Genomic DNA, 18,924 nt, shown 5'->3' on the forward strand with positions numbered 1-18,924 from the left:
ATAAAAACGGTCTGGAGTTGTGGTTCTCTTCAAACCATTGTCCGGGCTGTCCAGATTGAGCAAGTTTCTTTGAAAACCTATGCCTGACTAGCTCTTGCCAGTTTTCTTTCTAAAACCAACCTACCCGTTTTATAACCGATAAAGAAGAGAATTGCCGTATTTAAAGCACTAAACAATGGAAAAAGTACGTATATAAAAAGACCCGGTAACCCGATATTAACAAGAAGGTCTTTTACATATTCTACTCGCGATTCGTAGATAAGAAATACGATGGTAAAGGCTACCAATCCTACTAAAAAGCTCTTTAAAAAGACTCTTTTGTTTTCAATTTTAAAAGCGGCAACAAAGCCTGTTAAAATGGTAAGGATCACGATAATGTTGTAGTTGTTTATAAAAAATTGCGCTAGCAATACAACTATATAAGGCAGGTAATTCAGTATATTTTTCATTAGTTAAATTTTATAGTGTTTATAATTCTTTCCAGTTTAGCAGGGTTTGAAACAAACTGGCTCTTTTTGTACTGGCCTTTACTCCAGGATTCAATCTGATCTTTGTAGTGTACCGAGTTTATTAAACCACTCTGACCTCCGGCCAAAATGGTATGTGCCTGTATGTTACCGTCTTTTACTTCATATACTGCACGGAAAACCGGATGAAACTTATCTGAATTGATGTTAATCGTATTCACGTTACCTCCAATATTATCCACTTTTTCTCCTAGTCCGGGAATGAAGAGCATGTTGTTGATGTTAAATTTAGACATCTTTTTATAAGCCACTTTTTTCCATTGTTCTCCATAAGTTTGGGTTAAGGTTTCCTGTGTTCTTTCAAAAATGGCGTCTACTATTTTTTGCTTGTTATCACCGCCCGGAAGGGTGTATTTTTTATCATTTAAGTATTTTAAGAAATTCTGTAAGGAAGGTTCTTGTTTTACCTGTAGTCGGGTCTTTGCAAATTCTTTGGCTTCTTCTAATGAGGCTTTTCGCAGCATTTCAAAAACCAATCCCTGGTTTCCTTCACCACTCATATTTCCATCCCAGTTTTTCAGTTCTTTTACAATACCGCTGTATTTCTGTTTTACCGGATAGTTATTTAGTAATGTTTTAAAATCGTTTAAGGAAATGTCAACGACATCACTTTGCATTTTCTGAATTTCAGGAACTGACCAGTCTTTCTTTCCTTCTAATACAGAATAGATGCGTTTGGCTCTGTAATCGTCTTTGGAACCGTGTGCTCCGAAGTAAACATTGTTTTGAATTGGCTGCTGATTTGCTGAAAACAAAAATCCTTTATCCGGATTATAGGCTGACCAAAAGGCATCTAAAGCTTTTACCGGAGTGTATTTTTTACTACCATCTAATACCTGACCTATATAATCGCTGTTTCTTGCCGGCAGTTCACCCGCGCATACAATTCCGATATTATTGTTTACATCACTGTAAGCAAAGTTTTGCGGAGGATAGCTATAGTCTTTTAAAGCGGTTGAAAAACCATCCCAATTTTGACTTTTCATGACTTCGTACATTGCTTTTACAGAGTTGCTTTTTTCAGCAGCATACCAGTGTTGTGCATAGTATTGTCCATTTTCTTCCTTGATCACTTTACCTTGTACGGTGCTTCTGTATTTCTCTATGTAGTCTGCTTTTCCTTTAACTTTAATGGTATAGTTTTTAATCTGAAAAGGAATCCATTTTCCTTCATAAAGATACAGGCTGTCATTCTTAACCTGAAGTTTGTATCGGTCAACCAAATCCCATTCTCCATTTGTGATTCCCCAAGAAATTTTATCATTATGACCGCTTACTACTACCGGAACTCCTGGTATTGTAAAACCATATGCTTTAAAACTTCCTGTTACAATGTGTGCTTCATAAAAAGCTTCCGGAAGGGTTAAATACAAGTGTGGATCGTTTGCCAAAATGTTGTTTTTACTCTTTGTTCTGGTATTGTTTACCACCCAGTTGTTACTTCCTACACCCTGATTGAATTTATGTTTTGTCATTAATTTAGCTCCTAAATCAAATAATGATGATTCTTCCGGACTGTTATCTACTGAAGCTGTTCCCAAAGTATGAGCGCCTATGTTAGGAAGGTTAGTACTTGAAGGTATTAAACCGGAAGGTAAGATGGTGTTTATTCCTTTTGGCTGTAGCGGATAAAAATAAGTTATCTCCTGTCCCGGTAGCTTTTCAAGAATTTCCTGTTGTTCGATATGGTGATCAAAATAAGTCAGCGTATAACTCATGTACCAAGTGAACAACAATGAATACTCTGTTTTCCATTTTCTTGGTGTTGCTCCTAAAGCTTTGTACAAAGGGTCTGTATTCTCATTATTATCTAAGTAAGCATTTACTCCATCAGAATAAGCTTGTAAGTAAGCGTAAAATTCCGGGTTTTCTTTTTTATAGCTCGCCAGTATTTCTTCTGATTTTTGTTCAAACTCATACGGTTTCCAGAATTTATCCGATTTTAAGGTTCCGGCCCATAAAAACTCTGACAGTCTTCCCTGTACAATTCTGGAAATCATTTCCATTTGGAAATACCTGTCTTTTGCGTGCATGTATCCCAGCCCGTAAGCTGCTGCACTTTTTGTACCACTGTAGATATGCGGAATTCCAACATTATCTACATAAATGTCTAATTTTTGATCACTATGGATCTTTTGAATTCCATCACTCTGCAAAGGCACTGATAACAATCCTGTTTTATAGGTCGTTAATTTACCTAAAGAACCAAATGGCCCCAGGTTAAAAGTGATGATAAATATCCAGCCCAGAGATAACAGGACGAAGAGTACTATTCGAATTGTTTTATTTCTTTTCATTTTGTTGAGATTATATCTTTAAATAATAGCATTTATAGGTTTAAGCAGGTCTGTTGCCTAATTTCTTCATTTTATAAGGCATATAGGGCCCCACTCTTTTTACCCGGGAGTAAAAAGAAATTTGCGCAGGACCAATAAAATAAAGCATTAAGGTGTTTTCTGAGCGGTTTTAAAAGATTTCGGCGAGCTCAGAAATGTTTGTTTTTTCTAATTTACCATACTCCATTTTGAGTAAGGTATCTGCGGTATTGTAATATTTGTCATCGTGCGTGATCGCAATGATTGTTTTATCCTCATCGCGAACTAAGGTTGCGATAATTTCGGTGTAAAACTTATGTCTGAAATGCGGATCCTGATCGGCAGCCCACTCATCCAATACAATAATTGGTCGGTCTTCTAAAAGGGTATTGATCAAAGCGATTCGTTTGCGCTGTCCTGTAGACAGGTGGGTGGTTGAAAAATAGCCGTCTTTGATGTGCACTTTCCCCTCCAACTCAAACAATTTCAAATATTTATTTATTTTATCATAATCAACATTGGTTATTCCGTAGAATTCATCAAACAAATAAAAGTCACTAAAAACAGGTGAGAAAAGGTTTTTTATTTTTTCCAGTTCTTTTAACGGAACTAATTCCCCGTCGATATAAGCTTCTCCGTTATCCAGATTGTAAAGGTTTAAAACGGTATTAATAAATGTGGTTTTCCCTTCTCCGTTACCGCCATAAACATAAACGATCTCATTTCTTTTAATGTCAAAATTAATCGGGCCTACTGAAAATTGATTTTCTCCAAAAGAGAACGCATAGTTGCGTATTTTTAAATCTGAAAAATCTTTGTACTGTTCTTTATTAACTACCTCTTTTATCTTTTCAAGTTCGGTAAGTTCTTTTTTAAGTTTTTCCATTTTCTTAAGCGATATTAATGCTCTGGTCATTACCGGAATAATCGACATTACGCTTACAATAGGTCCCATCAGATACAATAAAACAAAGATGAAATTTACTTTAACTGCCGGAGGAGTCTGAAATACTGATCCTGCAAACACTAAGATAAATGTAATCAGACCATAAAACAACAACTGGCTTATAAGCTCGCTATTCAGATATTTTAAAAGCGACGTTACGTATTTAGTTTCTCCGGTTGTCGCAATTTTCATGATCTTCTGATCGTAAATCTGAGTTCCTTTGTCGGCGTTGATATTAATTTCTTTGGCTCCGTTAAGGATACTGTTAAAGATTCCGACAAATACTTTTTCTAATTCTCTTACTTCTTTTATTTGTTTGTTACTGGTCTTTGATCTGACCGCATATATGATTACGCCCACCGCAATAACCGAAATACTAACCGCGAATAATTTTAAGGATAAAAAAGCCATATATCCTAAACAGGCCAGTATCAGAATAATCGAAGAAAAAAAAGTAATAATCATTAAGGAGGCATTTGAAATATGGTTTACGTCGGTAACTAATGTCGTATATACTTCCTCTTTGTACTCCTGAAGTTTTCGGTAAGGTGCCTTCAGTATCAATTTTATAACATCTTTTCTAATGTCCCAATAGATTTTTTGAGACAATCGGATGATTCCTTCTGCCAGCCATCTACGTGAAACAAAAAAGACAATAATAGTGCCTACAAACAGGTACAGATAGTTTTGCATCGGTACGGTTTCGGTAGAAGTGATGGAATTGCTTATAATTTTATTGATTATTGTTATAAATGCAAATCCCGACAATCCTGAAACTATAGCCAATAAAGAGTATCCGATTAAGGGTCTTATTGGTATAAGTTTAGAGTCGCTAATTCCTGATATATTATTTTCCATATCTTTTTAAATAAAATTGCAAATAGTACCCCAGCCCCACGACGCAGGGGTAGCTATTTACCTGATTTAGTTTCCGGTGGGGGTAATCGCTTTTGCGAAAGCCTGACAAGACGCTTGTATTTTCTAACAAAAAACTATAAGTACATCCCTCTTTTTATCACTTCTACCTGATGCTATAGGCTTACTAATGAATAGGCCGCACAGTCGTTGATAATTTTTGCCAGTTTTTTTACCTGACGGTGAATAAAGAAATGATTTCCGGGCAGTACCTTATAATCAAATTTTCCACTGGTATACAGTTGCCAGTTTTCAATGTCTTTAACCGTTTCTTCCTGATCTCCCATGACAGCAAAAATGGGGGTTTCTATGACAAGACCTACTTCTGAAAGTTTATGTTTTTCTAAAATTTCAAAATCTGCTCTTAAAATGGGACTGAAATAGTTGTACAAATCCTCATCTTCGAGGACTTCTTGGGGCACACCTCCCAGGGATTTCAATTCTTCTTTAAATTCAGAATCGCTTAAGGCGTGTCTTATTTTATCATTGTAGGAAGCACCGGGTCCCGGATTACCCGAAACAATTAATATGTTGGGCGGGTCAAGCTGCTCTTCCATTTTTTTTGTTACCGATAACCCTAAGGTTGCCCCCATACTATGACCGTAGATAATATAGGGTTGATTGTAACTTCTCAATTTTTTAATTTGAGTCACATAATCAAGTACAGCATCTGTTTTTTTATAAAGATGTGATTCCTGATTTCTTTTGCCTCTCCCCGGAAGTTCTAAGGCATGACATTCGAAATCATTGTGAATATCATTTTTTAGAAAATCAAAAGAGTAACAACTTCCTCCTGCAAAATGCAGTAAAAATATTTGTGTTTTTTGATTTGAATACATAGTTATTTTTTTTAGCTGTAGCACTAATTATTCACGGTTGCTTTGATGCTCTTTTCTATTTTTACCTTTATTGAATCTGTAGTTAAAATTAAGATTCCATCGGGCTGCATTAAAATTAGTCATCTGGTTTACAACAAAATCGTTACCAGTAGTGGTTTCTCTTGTTTTTCGGGTATTAAAAATGTTACTTACCCCAAGTGTTAAAGAGCCATTATTTTTGAACAATGATTTTCCTAAAGCCATATTCAAATAATAGAATGATTTTGTATGAGTCTGAGCATCACTCTCCGCTGCCTGGTATTCAAATTTAGTTTGAAGTGTAAAGTTTTTAGGAAACTTAGCCTGACCTAATAAAGTTGCCGTCCAGGTTTCATTAGAATAGTCCAGATTTGTTGTACCAACATTTCCTTTTTGATCAAAACTATACGCATTAATTACTGCATTTAAAGACAGCCATTTTGTCGGAGCATACTGAGCCGAGATTTCCAGTCCAAAGCGTGTTTCTTCGTCAAGATTTACTAAAACCGCTTCAAAAACATCCTGGTCATTTTGTGACGTGAAGTATTGAAAATTGTTTTTTGTTCTTGAATAGTACAGCGAAGGGTTCAGTACCAATCCTTTTACTTTGCTCAAAATGCCTAACTCTATACCGTCTGTTAAAGAAGGCAGCAAATTGATGTTACCAAAAATACGGGAGTTAAAATCCTGAAGCTCCGGAAATGGGTTCAACTGAAATAAATTAGGTCTGTTGATACGCTGGCTGTAATTTAACTGAGCCGTTGTTTTTTCGGTCAAAGCATAATTCAAATTTACAGATGGAAACAATCTTGTATAGGTACTGTCTCTCAAAACATTTCTGGTGTTTTGATCTTTAATCTGAATAGTGGTGTACTCTGTTCTTAATCCCAATTGATAACTGAATTTGTTTATCTTATCTCCATATTGTACATAACCACCAAAAATCTGCTCTCTGTAATCTAACCCATTGTTAAAACCAGGTATTGGCTGCAAAACTCCATTCACATCTTCATTTGCAGCAAAGTCGGTAGAAACTATTCTGTGTTCCACTTTTACTCCTGTCTCAAAATTTGAAGTCTTGCTTAACGGGGTTACAAAATCAGCCTGAATCACAACGTCGTCATTTCCTCTGTTCGATTTTGTATTTATGATCGACTGGTCTCCGTTATTGGGTGTAATTGTTCTTCGTTGAATGTTAAAATATTTTGTACTGTCCCAAAAATCATACTGACCGTCTATGGTGAATTTTTGACCCGGCTTTTTGAAAGTTCTGGTATAGTTAAATTCCAATTGATTGTAACTTCTTTTTTCTTCTGAATCGGCTATGGTTCGAATATGCCTGTTATCTGCTCCCGAAAATTCGTAATTAAAGGTATTTGTATCTTTATCTTTTGTCTGATTTCTATAAAATGCCGTTGTAATTGAATTATTATCATCGATAGCATAATCAAGTCCCAAATACACTAGCCCTCCATCATCATGTCGGTCCTGATCTTCTCTCTGCGTCAGGAAAAGAGGATTTCCATTGGTTGTAGTAACCTGATCTCTTGTATTAAGTCCTACGTAATCAGAATAGCGAACTCCAAAATTGGAAAACAAATTAAATTTTCCTTTTTTATAGTTGATGCTTCCCAATATTCGGTGATCAGCAGGTATTCCGGTTGACAAGGTCATACTACCGCTCAGGTCTTGTTTAGTATTCTTTTTCAGAACAATGTTTATGATTCCGGCTGAACCCGATGCATCGTAACGTGATGAAGGATTGGTAATTAACTCGATCGATTTTATTGTTTCTGCCGGAATTTGTTCTAATCCCTGAATCGACGTTAATCCCGATTTTCTCCCGTTAATCAGAATAAGTACATTACTATTGCCTCTTAAACTTACGCTACCGGAAGGGTCTACTCTAACCGAAGGTACATTGTCCAGTACTTGTGTTGCAGATCCTCCTTTTGAGATCAGATCTTTTCCAACATCAAATACCTTTTTATCCAGTTTTAAGGCCAGTTGAGAGGTTTCGGCTGTAACAACGACTTCATTCAGTGAGGTTACATTCGATTTTAACTTAGTGGTTCCAAGATTAATATTGGATTTAGAACCGTCTACATCTAACGCAACAGTTGCGTTTTCGAAGCTTAAAAATTGAAATTCGACCGTGTACTTTCCTGTTTTGATCCCTTCAATTTTGAACTCTCCTTTATCATTCGTAATCACCGTTTCTACCACCAACGCATCCTGCCTGACAATAACCGAAGCATAAGCCAGCTTTTCATTTGGATCTTCTCCGGTTAGTGTTCCTGAAACCTGAGTCAGTGATTGGGCGGATAGGCTAGAGATACATAAAAAGACTAGTGCATGTATGAATATTGATTTTATCATGATATTAATTATTAACATTTATTTATTTGCGGACATAAGAGCTTTTACGCTACTGCTTTTTAAAGTCTTTAACTAAGGACAAGACTATTTTTGTATTCGACGATTTTTTCTCCGAAAAGCCTTTCCGGTTCAATACCATTTGCTAAACAATACGCTAACAATTTGTTTGACTCTACGATTGGAATGGACTCGTCTGTATATTTTATCGAGCTAATGTATTTCAACCAAGGCTCCATACCCATAGCGTATACAAAAACTTCACTTGGTCTGAAAACATCTACAAGTGCTTTGGCCTGTTCAAAATTACATCCGGCTAATCTTCTGGATTCGTCTTTGTCTCTGGCTAAAGTTTCTGGCATTAAGGGTCCGTACAACCACGATAATGGTGCTCCTTCACATTCCATTCCCAGGAAGATGATGTTGATGTCTCCCATTACTTTATGAATGCGCTCGTATAATTTTGGAGATACGTTACAAGAATCTGCTGCAAACAATACTTTTAATCCGTCTTTGTAAGATACATGGTGGCATAATTTACTTCTTACGTCCAAATCACAATGTTCTCCAACAAATGGCAATCCTGTAATCGAACAATCTTCAAAATGAATGGTCTCCATCTCTCCCAGTTCGATAATGTTTTTAAATCCAATTCGCTCAAACATTAGTTTCAGGTTTGGATCCTGAAGGAAACCTCCATTACTTTTAGGAACAATAATGTTTTTGATCTTACGTCTCAAACGTAATAAAGTCTCGAAAAGAATATGGTCCTGGTGGTTGTGTGTTACCAAAACGTAATCGATAGATTCCGGTAAGTCGTCATAAGAATATCGGGATATATCCGACTCATAGCCATAACTAACTAAAGGATCTGCCAATATGGTTGTGTTTTTGGTCTCCGTAAGAATACAGGCATGTCCGAAATATCTTGTCAGAACGCCGTCTCCGGTATAACGCTCGTATTTCTTCGATTTTTCTGTTGTGAAAAAGGATTTAAACAAAGGAATGTCTTCTGCCTCGATCTCAAATATTTCTGCAATTTCTCTGAAGGTTTTCGGATGGTCTTCCATTTCAAAAAGCTGATCAATTTTTTCGCTTTTTAAAGGTAAGTTTACTCTCAAAATATCCTCTCCCGGCAGTTTTGGCGTACTCAATACAAATGATCTTGAATCGTCGTCGTGTACTAAAAACAAATTGAAACTTTGAAGCGACTCTTTGTAAAACTCTGTTTCGTATAGTAATGACTCAAAAATACGGAACGAAGGATTGTTGTTGATGTCGTATACCAATTCTACAAGACCTTGTAAACTCTCCGGTATTTTGTTGTATAAGTCAATAAGTGAGTATCCTTTGGCTTCTTTTTTAAGTATATCGTTAAGCGCAAATACATCTTCTCTCAATTGTAAAAGATCAGCACATTGCTCTTTTGTATTTTCGATAAGTCCTTTTATTTCATCTACTCTTTTTCCATCATAATCAATAAAAGGGCCTCCTAACATTTTTGGCGTTTTTACTGCCGCAGCGTGAATCATAGGGTTTTGAACATATGATGTCATAATTTTCAAATGTCGGTCTTTAATATTCATTGCTGCTGTAGCTGGTGATATTAAGTGTGGCCAAGCATACCAATTGTCTACCAGAGGTTCAATTGCTAAATTCTTTTTAATGTATACTAAATCATCATTTTGGATTTCCATTTTTTCTTTGGTTTTATTTAATTAATATTTTTATTATCGGATTCAAAAATTGGGTTAAAAATTGGCATAAGGGGTCCCGGGAATAGTATAAAGACAGCCCTGATTTTTAGGCGTTCTTTATATATTCCTGTTGGCAAAAAATACGGTTCGGGTTTTCTAAATCGCCTTAGATTAGTTCCTGAGCAAGTTCAAATAAGTACTTTTTCAAGTCAAAATCTTCCGGAAATAAGGCATTGTATTTTTCCAAAGAGCAGGACATACTTACCTCAATTGCATTGGAGTAGCTGTTACAAACGATATCTAAACCTTCTGTAAAGTCGTTTTTAGAATGGGTTTTCTGATTTTCTTTTGCCGAATTCTCAAACGATTTTTCGCCTTCATTGCTAATAAAATTCAGAAGTCCTCCTATTTCACTTTTTACCGAAACCTTGTAGGCTTGCTCCATATCGTCGCATATCACTTCGTAAGGAATTTGCTGATGCATCAGTGCTTCCATATAAACGCCATACACTTCTTTTACATACTCGCTTTTTGCACTATTAGAAGGATTTAAAACCGGCAAAGGCAACAGATTGTTGACAACGCCCAATACTTTGTGACTCTCAATCTCTTTAGCGCCTAACTCTCGTCCCTGAACTAAAACCAGCTGCAATGACTTGTCTCCTTGTTTGAAAAGGATTAACTGATGCAAGGCTGTGAAAAATGCTGAAGGAGTCAAACCGGTAGTGCTGATTAGTTTTGAAAAATCTTTAAAAGTGGCACCAGCAATCACAGCGGTTTGCTGTACACAAGCTTGCAATTCAACCGGAATCCCCTCTTTTTTGTCTTTTTTCACAACATCCTTTAAGGTCTCCAACCAGTGCTTTCTATGTTTGTTTCCTTCTGCCGACTGTAGGAATGAACGCTGCCATGCTGCAAAGTCAAAATAAGGTACATAGTTCGTTTCGATCGCTTGTCCATTAAAATAGGCTCTTAAATTTTTGAGCAGGATTGTATTTGTAAACGCATCTGTAAGTGCATGATGGATACTTATGTAGACATACGCATTTTGATCTGCCTGGTTGTTTACATCCTGAATAAGCAGTACTTTCACCAATGCTCCTTCAATTACATTAAAAGGTTCTGATAGTAATGACGCTAGTTTCTCCTGGTTTATTTGTGCTTCCTGATGTACTTCAATTTGAACTTCTGAAGCAGGCAGTGTACGTTGTTTCACCAATTCATTTTCTTTATAAAACTGCGCTCTTAAAATTGGGAACGCCTCTGTAAAGGTTCTGAATTTGGTTAGGAAATCCTCTTTTGAAGCAAACTTAGGAGCGACTATTGGTCCTATAATTCCCTGAGACATCGTCTTACTCACTATAAAATTCTGATTAGGAGTTACCTGAAAATCAGCTGCCGTATTACTTTCAGGAGCATCACTTTGCTGTGCCTGACTTTGGCTTAGCTGAGTAAGGTGGTTGACCAGTGTAATCAAATGATTTTTAAAAGCATTTGCTAATTCAGTCATGGTTTCCTTTTCAAATAGTAAAGAAGAGTACCCCAGACTCATTTTAAGTTGGCCTGATGAAATCATTCCTACCACACTAAACCCTAAGTTATTATAGTTTTCTGCGCTTGAATTTCCTCCTATGCTCTCGGCGGCATAACTAAAGATGGAGTCTTTTTTTGAAGAAACATCATATCCAAAATCTCCCAGATAATTGTATTCCAAATCAAAGCCTGTCTCTAAGTGTACATCATCGTTTAAAAATTTCAGTGCACTGAAGCCAATCCCTCTGTTAGGAATTTTCAATAGATCTTCTTTTACGGTTAGTAAATTTTCTACTCCTTCCTTTTTTGACACATTTAATACAAATGGGTAAAATGAGGTAAAGTATCCTACCGTACGGCTTATATCTACAGTATCGATCACCTCTTCTCTTCCGTGACCTTCCATTTGAATGGTTACCTGATCTCTGTGCAAGGTGTCTTTAATCGCAAGTCCCAAACAAGTCAGAATTACATCGTCTATCTTGGTGTTGTGCAAGATATGTGCTGAGGTTTGCAAAAGATTTGTGCTTTCCTTATCTAAAGCCATGATTGTTGTTGAATCACAGTTTAGTTTGTACAATTCATTTTCTTCCAATGGACGTAAAGGGTTAGCCTGTTGTGCACATACTTGTTTCCAATAAGAGAGTTCTTCTGTGTTTTTCAGATCCTGCCCATATGTTTTTAACTCGCTTGCCCAGGTTTGGTAAGAACTTGTTTTATAAGGAAGTTTGATTTTATTTCCGGCTTTAATCTGCACATATAAATCGTCAAAATCCTGCAATAAAATTCTCCATGAAACACCGTCTATCACTAAGTGATGAATAATTAAAGCGATACGGTCACCCTCTTTTAGTCTAAAATGGCCTACTCGTACCAAAGGTCCCTTATCCAGATCAAAGGATGACTGCAGTTCAATACCGATCTTTTTGATGGTTTTCACAGGATCATCGTCTTCTCTTAAATCATGAAAATGTATGGTGAAGTTCTCTTCCTTGCTGCTTTTGTTGTACTGTTTTCTCTTACCTTCTTCAACAGGAAATACCATTCGAAGTACATCATGATGTTTAACCAGTTCTTCAACACATCTTTTTAAAACCTCAGCATCTACTTTTTCTTCGGTTTGAAGCAATACGGTATGGTTATAATAATGAGGCGCATTAAAAATTTTCTTTTTGACCTTACTGAAGAAAAATTCCTGAATAGGAGTAAAAACTACTGCTCCTTCTACTTCAGACTGATCGACAATCTGATCGTTCTTTTGCAGCAAGGGTACTAGATCTTCTAATTTCGGTTTTGATATGATATCACCTGCTTTAAGTACGTATCCGTGTTGTTTTAAAAGTGAAACAATCTGAATGGATTTGATAGAGTCACCTCCTATACTGAAGAAGTTATCTTTGATCCCAATTCGTTCTTTCTTTAAAACTTCTTGCCAAACGCTTACTAACAATTTTTCTTCAAAACTCGTTGCCTCCACAAATACATTGTCGTCTTCTACTACGGTACCGCTATTCAATGCAGCTAATGCTTTTTTATCAACCTTTCCATTAACGGTATGAGGCATTTCCTCTAATTGCACATACTTTTGCGGAAGCATATATTCCGGAAGAATCTTGGACAAGAAGGATCTTAAATTTCCGGCGTTAATAGGTTCAGCTGCTACGATGTAGGCAACAAGCTCTTTTACTTCGTCGTGTGCTTTATCTACACAAACCACAGCTTCCAAAACGTCCTCGTTAGTCAGTAATTGCTGCTCTATTGCCGAAAGTTCGATACGGTATCCTCTTATCTTTACCTGTTCGTCATTACGTCCTTCATAAATGATGTTGCCTTCTGAAGTCCATTTTCCTAAATCTCCTGTTCGGTATAATTTTCCAGCTGCTTCAAACGGATTTTTAATAAACTTTTGATTGGTTAATTCTTCTCTGTTCAGATATCCTCTGCCGACTCCTGTACCTCCGATACATATTTCTCCTACGACGCCTGTTGGAACAAGGTTGTCGTATTTATCGAGAATATAAATTTTGGCATTGGATAAAGGTTTTCCAATCGGAATATTGCGATACGCCTCTGAATTTTCTTTTGGCATCTTAAAAATAGTACCGCAAACACTGGCCTCAGTTGGTCCGTAGGCATTGTAATAGGTACCATACTTAAAAAATGGCTTTATAATTTCATAGTCCGGCACTTCACCTCCGGTAACTAATATATCTAATCCTTTTAGGTCATCAATATTAACCAAGGCCAAATAAGAAGGAGGCAATGCGGCAATGTTGATGTTGCTGTCCTTAATAAAAGTGGTCAGTATGTTTACGTCCTTACGCTGTTCTTCGCTTGCTATGAAAAGACTTCCACCTGATAACAACATCAAAAAGGTTTCCCAAACAGAAGCATCAAAAGAAAAAGGAGCAAATTGCAAACCTCTGCTGTTTTTATCCAATTGGAAGTAATCAATTTGAGAATATATGGTGTTTATAATCTGACCGTGTTCGATCAAGCCTCCTTTCGGAAGTCCTGTTGATCCGGAAGTATAAATAACATAAGCTAAATCAGTAGGCGTTACCTCAACAGTGATCGGATCGCAGTCGCTGGCATCAAAAACAATATCAACAGCTATTAATGCTCCGGTATAAAACTCGACATCAAACATATAAGACGTTGTGGTAATCAGCAGTTCTAACTGGGTATCGTTAAAAATATGCTCTTTTACCTGTGTTGGCATTTCAGGAGCAATAGGAACATAAGCGCAACCCGATTTTAAAACGGCAAGTATGGATATGATATTCCACTCATCACGTTCCAATTGCAGTCCAATAAGTTTTCCTTTTTGTATTTGATAGTGTTTGTTGATATAACGCGCCAGGTCGCTTGAGACCTTGTCTAACTCTGCATAGGTAAATTCTTTATTACCGGCAAAAAGAGCAAGATTATCAGGGCCTTGTTTTACTTGTTTTTCAAACAGGGATAACAAGGTTTCTTTAGGATCATATTGTAATGTTTTACTATTAAAATCCAATAACAACTCTTTCTTTTCCTTTGCCGATAAGTAGTCGATATCTTTGATAAGGGTATCAGGCTGCAAAACAATCTGCTCCAGTAATTGTTTAAAATGAGTCAATAATCCTGTAATATACTCCGCTTCAAAAACGTCTGTGTTGTATACAAAATGACAGGCTAAGTAATCTCCTTCTTCGATAAAATTGATATCAAAATCGGCTAGTGCTGAGGTTTCTCCTAATGGTTTTATCTCTTTTATCTGAGTTTCATCCAGCGTGTATTGCTGGTGATTGTCTATTGCATTTTGCAGCAAAAGCATCACATCAAACAGCGGAGATCTTGACATGTCCTTGGTATAATCAATCAGTTTTAATAAATGATCAAAAGGATAAAACTGACAATCTAAGGCCGATAAGGTATTTTCTTTTACAGTATCAAAAAAGGAGTTGAAGGATTGCTCCGGATCAAGTTGATTACGCAAGGGCAATGAGTTGATGTAACATCCAATTTGCTCTTTCAAATCAGCATGATCACGTCCTCCAACCGGAGTACCAATAATGATGTCGGTACTGTTGGTATACTTGTAAAGAAGTACATTCCACACCGCAACCAATCCCATAAAAACACTTCCTTTTTTATCAGAACAAAACTTTCTGAAAAGAGCAGTAGTTTCTTTAGAAAAATAGGCTTTAAGTGCAAATCCATTAACGGTTCTGACAGCTGGTCTTTTCTTGTTATTTGTGAAATTAAGTACGGGTAATTCTCCGGCAAATGTTTCTTTAAAATAGGCTTCTTCGTTTTTAAAAAGTCCCTTCGCAAGCTGGTCATTTTGCCAGGCTGCATAATCTTTGTACTGGATGTTTAATTCCGGAAGTTCAACCGGAGCACCCGATTCAAAAGAAGTATAAAACGCAAAAATGTCTTTGAATAAAATATCAAGAGACCAAGAATCGCTTACTACGTGATGTATGTTGCAGTAAAAAATAAATTCGCGATCGTTTAACTGAAACAAATTCACTCTAAACAAAGGCCCTTGTCCTATATCAAATGGTTTTTCTACATCTTCTCTCGTAATAGTCTTTACCTCTTCTTCTCTTTTATCTAAAGTTCTAAGGTCAAAAAAGTCTATTGTGAAATTTAAATCTTCTTTTGCTATAATATGCTGTCTTATTTGCCCTTCTTCATTAAGTCTAAAAACAGTACGCAAAGACTCATGTCGCTCTACGGTACTATTTACCGCACGTTTAAAATTTGCAACATTAATATCCTGTTTGATACGAATCGAATTAGGCACGGCGTAGTTGAACCCTTTCTCCTCTGAATCTACAAATATGGAAGACAACATTCTCAACTGACTTGAGGATACCTCATAACTTTCCTGAGGTTCTACTTTGGGTATGTTATTGTAGTTGTTTGCAGCGCTATACTTGGTAAGGTACGACACAATTTCCTGCTTGTTTTCTTTTATTTTTGAGATAAGTGCCTCATCGATAATATCGTCTTTAAAACCAAGTTTAAGATCCGTACCATCTAATGATATCGTAATATTACTCTCGTATATTTCATTTAATAAATTGACCATTGTATTTCGTTTTTGGTTTGTGTAACAGTTTGTCTATAAGTAATAAATTGTGTTGTTATTTTCTGTCGCTTTGAGCAGATAAAGAAATAAAGACCATACTGTCTAGATCGTCATTACTGATTTATAGCTGCTTTCTTCTTCAAGTTTTGTAACAAATTTTAATCTCATATCGATCTCTGAAGCCAGTTCCTTGATGGTAGATTTTTGATAGAAATCTTTAATTTTTATGTCGATATCAAATACTTTCTGAATCAGTTTAAGCATGGTCACTCCTTTTAAAGAGTTGCCTCCTAAAGCAAAAAAGTCATGCAGAATTCCGATCTCCTCTTTGCTGAAAAAGGTTTGCCACATTTCGATCAATTTTTTTTCTGTTTCATTGGTTGGTGCCACATAATTGATAAAAGAGATTGCATTCTCCTCCGGATCTTCCTGAAATGCTTCACTATCGTCAAAATGTTCCAGTGCAAAAGGAATTGCTGCTGCTGCCGACGTTTCAGCTCCTGAGAAATTAAGGAACTCAAACGGGTTTACTTTTACAGGAAGCTTTGTTTTATTGAAGGCATAACCCGGCATTGAAACTTTATACGGTTTTTGTTCTCCGTAGTATGCTTCCCAATCGATATCGATACCATTGGTCCATAGTTCTCCTATTTTTTTCAGCAGATGTTCCTGGTCGTTGATTTCCTGTTTTGGATGTCTGATCAGGTTTACTGCTGTATTGTTAGAAGTCGGATCGTGTTTTTGCTGCTGGAAAAGGGTTGTTAATGTATTTCCCGGACCTACTTCGATAAAAACAGTGTTCGGCTCTTTTAACAAGGTGCTTAAACCATCTGAAAATCGTACTGTGCTTCGCAAATGATCGATCCAATATTGAGAAGACATGGCTTCTTCGGGCGTTATTAAGGCTCCTGTTAAGTTGGATACAAAAGGAATTTTAAGCGTCGAGAATTCTACCTTTTTCAGTTCCTCTCTAAATTCCTCCAGTACCGGATCCATTAAAAACGAATGCCCTCCTAAGGAAATTTTTAATTTAGAACATAAAATTTCTTCGGCTTCAAATATTTCGATAAGGGTCTCTATTGCATCTACGGTACCTGATAAAACACAAGATTCCGGAGAGTTAACCACTGCCAAAGCAATATTGCTGTTTAAATATTTTTTTACTTTTTCTTCCGAAAGCGATACGCTCAACATGCTTCCCTCAGAAGATTTATTCATCAATAAAGCACGTTTTGCAACCAGCCTCAATCCTGTTTCAAAAGAAAAAACACCACTTAAACAGGCCGCAACAAATTCGCCCGTACTATGTCCAATCAGTTTGTCTGGCTGTATGCCCCAACGCATTAATTGTTTGGCTAAAGCGTATTCAAAAACAAATACAATAGGTTGTGTAAATTCATTTTTATTCACATCAAAACCTCCTGTGGCTGTAGCTTCTTTGTACAAAACCTTTTTAACATCTACCCCAGTCAGTTCGTTAATAATTGAAAAACCTTCATCCATAAGCTGTTTAAAATAAGGCTCGTTTTCATAAAGGTCTTTTCCCATGTTAAGGTACTGCGCTCCTGAACCGGTACACATAAAAACTATTTTACGCTTTTGATCTAGTTTTGCCGAATAAAGTGCCGTGCTTAAAGGATCTTTTAAAATTTCCAAAGCACTTTCTTTAGAATTGCTCACTAAAAATCGGTTATACTTAAATTGGCTTCTGCCCGTTTGAAGGGTATAGGCCATATCTCTAAGATTACCGCTCTTCTCATTTTCCAGAGCCGAGATTAATTTTTCCTGATAAGCATTTAAAGATCCTACTGACTGTGCCGAAAAACGCAATAGTTGATACGAATTATCCGCTATCGTTTCTGCTTTTTCAGGAGCTTCTTCTAAAATGACATGGGCATTATTTCCTCCGATACCGAAACTGCTTACTCCTGCTCTTAAAGGTTGATTGTTAACCGAATTCCAGGCTGCTAACTCGGTTTGTACTTTAAAAGGCCCTGATTTAAAATTAATTTCAGGATTTGGATTTTTAAAATGCAAGGACGGCGGAATCATTTTATTTTTTAATGCTAATGTGGCCTTCAAAAATCCTGTAATTCCCGCCGCAGCGTCAAGATGTCCAATATTGGTTTTAACCGATCCTAAAGCACAGTGATGATTGGCGTTGTATCCAAACGATTTGTTTAGTGCCTCTACTTCAATAGGATCTCCTAATTTTGTTCCTGTACCATGTGCTTCGATATAGGTGATCGACTCCGGGGTAACTTCTGCAATTTGATGGGCTTGTTTGATACACTCGTATTGTCCGTTTATACTTGGAGCGGTGTAACCTACTTTTCTGTTTCCATCGTTATTTACCACTGAAGAACGAATTACGGCGTAGATTTGATCGTTATCGGCTATAGCATCTTCTAATCTTTTTAAAATGACTACTCCTGCGCCTTCTCCGGATACAATTCCCGATGAGTCTTCATCAAAAGCTTTACAATGACCGTCTTTAGAGTTGGTCATGCCTTCCTGATAAGAATGTCCTCGGTAGGGTTTTGAATAGATTCGTATACCTCCTGCTATTGCTATAGAACATTCTCTCATTAATAAAGAACGACAAGCCTGATGTACTGCTACTAACGAACTTGAACAGGCTGTATCTACATAATAACTTGGCCCTCTCAGGTTTAGATTATAAGAAATCAGTGTACTGATAAAGTTTTTGTTAGAGATCTGATTCAGGAAAAATGAGTTGACATTGTCATTGTTGGCAATCATGGTGTAGGCTCTCCAGTTCATATTATCGGATGCCGATAAGTACAAGCCTATTTTGTCTTTGTAAGTTCTCGGATTGTAACCTGCATCTTCCAATCCCAGCCAAACCTGTTCGTGCATCAAACGTATTTGAGGATCCATTGAGATCGCTTCTTGTTTGGTGTATCCAAAAAAAGAATAATCAAAACTATTAGGATCATCCAGAGAAGCTTGTGCTTTTATTAAACTTGGGTTTGCCAGGTCTTTTTCGCTTACCCCAACAGCTCTTAATTCATCATCGGTATAAAAATGGACTAGTTCTTCGCCGTTTTTTAAATTTTCCCAAAACGCATTAATAGTATCTGATTTAGGATATTTACCTGAAACTCCAACAATAGCAATATCCTTTTTTCTAATTTTATTTTCCATAGTAATTAAAT

The 18,924-nt window shown here is 36.6% G+C and carries 8 protein-coding genes; all 8 read right to left on the reverse strand.

Annotated elements, in window-relative coordinates; genetic code table 11:
• Positions 1 to 77 precede the first annotated feature (77 nt).
• A complete protein-coding gene (locus tag ACN1CN_RS20390; protein ID WP_419137218.1) occupies positions 78 to 449 on the reverse strand; it encodes a hypothetical protein in 372 nt (123 codons plus the stop codon).
• Positions 449 to 2,824 (reverse strand): penicillin acylase family protein, encoded by a 2,376-nt coding sequence (locus ACN1CN_RS20395; RefSeq protein ID WP_419137220.1) that lies wholly within the window; start codon positions 2,822 to 2,824, stop codon positions 449 to 451. Before ACN1CN_RS20395 ends, ACN1CN_RS20390 begins: the two co-directional genes overlap by 1 nt.
• Positions 2,825 to 2,993: 169 nt before the next feature.
• Entirely contained in the window at positions 2,994 to 4,646 is a 1,653-nt protein-coding gene (locus tag ACN1CN_RS20400) for a cyclic peptide export ABC transporter (protein ID WP_291286630.1), read from the reverse strand.
• Between the two features lie 173 nt (positions 4,647 to 4,819).
• Positions 4,820 to 5,542, reverse strand: a complete 723-nt coding sequence (locus ACN1CN_RS20405; protein ID WP_291286629.1) for a thioesterase II family protein — start codon at positions 5,540 to 5,542, stop codon at positions 4,820 to 4,822.
• Positions 5,543 to 5,569: 27 nt separating this feature from the next.
• Positions 5,570 to 7,939 (reverse strand): TonB-dependent receptor domain-containing protein, encoded by a 2,370-nt coding sequence (locus tag ACN1CN_RS20410; protein ID WP_419137222.1) that lies wholly within the window; start codon positions 7,937 to 7,939, stop codon positions 5,570 to 5,572.
• 68 nt (positions 7,940 to 8,007) lie between these two features.
• Positions 8,008 to 9,633: an MBL fold metallo-hydrolase gene (locus tag ACN1CN_RS20415; protein ID WP_291286627.1), complete on the reverse strand. Its 1,626-nt coding sequence runs from the start codon at positions 9,631 to 9,633 to the stop codon at positions 8,008 to 8,010.
• Positions 9,634 to 9,799: 166 nt separating this feature from the next.
• Positions 9,800 to 15,745, reverse strand: a complete 5,946-nt coding sequence (locus ACN1CN_RS20420) for an amino acid adenylation domain-containing protein (protein ID WP_419137225.1) — start codon at positions 15,743 to 15,745, stop codon at positions 9,800 to 9,802.
• A 102-nt stretch (positions 15,746 to 15,847) separates the two neighbouring features.
• Positions 15,848 to 18,913, reverse strand: a complete 3,066-nt coding sequence (locus ACN1CN_RS20425) for a beta-ketoacyl synthase N-terminal-like domain-containing protein (RefSeq protein ID WP_419137227.1) — start codon at positions 18,911 to 18,913, stop codon at positions 15,848 to 15,850.
• Positions 18,914 to 18,924 lie beyond the last annotated feature (11 nt).

This window comes from Flavobacterium sp. T12S277, assembly GCF_048514875.1.
In the GTDB taxonomy this organism is placed as follows: Bacteria; Bacteroidota; Bacteroidia; order Flavobacteriales; family Flavobacteriaceae; genus Flavobacterium.